1 protein-coding gene is annotated in these 1,397 nt (G+C 29.1%); it reads right to left on the bottom strand.

Features of this window, described 5'->3' with window-relative positions; genetic code table 11:
- Window positions 1-1,194 precede the first annotated feature (1,194 nt).
- Window positions 1,195-1,397 (bottom strand): hypothetical protein (locus tag ABD940_RS22815; RefSeq protein WP_345208870.1); only part of this gene is annotated, 203 nt, incomplete at its 5' end.

Raw genomic sequence — 1,397 nt, 5'->3', positions numbered from 1 at the left:
TCAGTTCTTAAATTATCTTTTATGGTTTAAAGCCTTGAATGATATTCTGACTTTTTCTTTTCCCCAAATGCTCATCGTTGAAATGAACTGTTTAAATCTTTGCATACACAAAATTTGCAATCCTGTAAATATCAAAAGTACTGTTAGAAATTGATAATATGATGTGAAAATTATCATTATACCCTAAATTAAACCGACGCTTCGAGGGTCTGCCTGTTATTAAGATTTATAGTATAAACAAATTAAGCTGGGGATTTTTTATCCATAATAATATCCACAAAGTTTGTCATTCTGAAAGAATCCAGTCATAGATTATAGATTAATACTATTATATTTGAAAAGCATTTAAATTAAAAACTTAAATATGATATTTTTAGGATATCACCTCAATATAGAACGATCATTCTATTTTTTAATACTAAGCCTAGATCCCAATGGGATGACAAACTTGGCAAGAACTCAATTGAGAAGAGAAAATAGAGATGAATCAGCTTACATATTTTCCTGTTCAAATTATTGTTTGTTTTCTTTGCTTAAAAAAATAAACAATACAAAAAATCATTTTTTTCTTGTCGATTCTTGTCCTTCCAATTATTTTTGCTAAATGCTACTGTCATTGCGAGGAGCAAAGCGACGAAGCAATCTCAATTCAGTATTAATAATCTAATTTATTTCCAAAAAGAAACTAGCATTTATCTAAATGCTTTATCCAATCCAATATTTATTTCTTTAACGTCTATGTAAAGACTATGTAAATTATAAAAGATTATATCAAAAATAATCTGTGCCCATTTGTGTCATCTGTGGTAAAAACATATTCGAATTTTTTTAAGATACAGAATCACCATCTTATCAAGATCTAAAAACAGTTTTAAAACTATTCATAGGATATCCATGAAGATAATCGACTATTGTGGATAAGTATGAATGAGCTTTTAACATGAAATATACCAGTAGGTTAACTGTAAAAGTTTCCCACAATATTACTTTAAGATGAACATTATGTTAATAAAATTTGGAAGAGTAGGTAAAGATGGAGTACTTTTGCCGGACTGAAAACGAGAGTAATTAGGTAGCGCAGAGGAGCCTTTAGACAGGCATGATTTAAGGATCACTTTAAAAAGGAACAAATTAAAACAAAGCATTTTTCATTTAAAATAATTGTAAAATTAAATTGGATAAAAAGTTGTAAGTTTAGAAAAAGTTTGTATCTTTGCAGTCCGGTAAAACGGGGAGCAGGAGTGAGATTGAGGGATGTGAGATAAAGGATTTAAGGTCATCAAAAAACTTTAAAATTTCTTTAAGAAACATTTGGTCAATTAAAAATAAGTTATTACTTTTGCACACGCAAATACGGAGCGACACTGACAGAGAGATTGCTTCGTTAAAAAGCGGAA

It is taken from the genome of Chryseobacterium ginsengisoli, assembly GCF_039542325.1.
GTDB lineage: Bacteria > Bacteroidota > Bacteroidia > Flavobacteriales > Weeksellaceae > Chryseobacterium > Chryseobacterium ginsengisoli.
The sequence above is the reverse complement of the archived record's forward strand: the minus strand, read 5'-3'. Positions and strand labels throughout refer to the sequence as shown.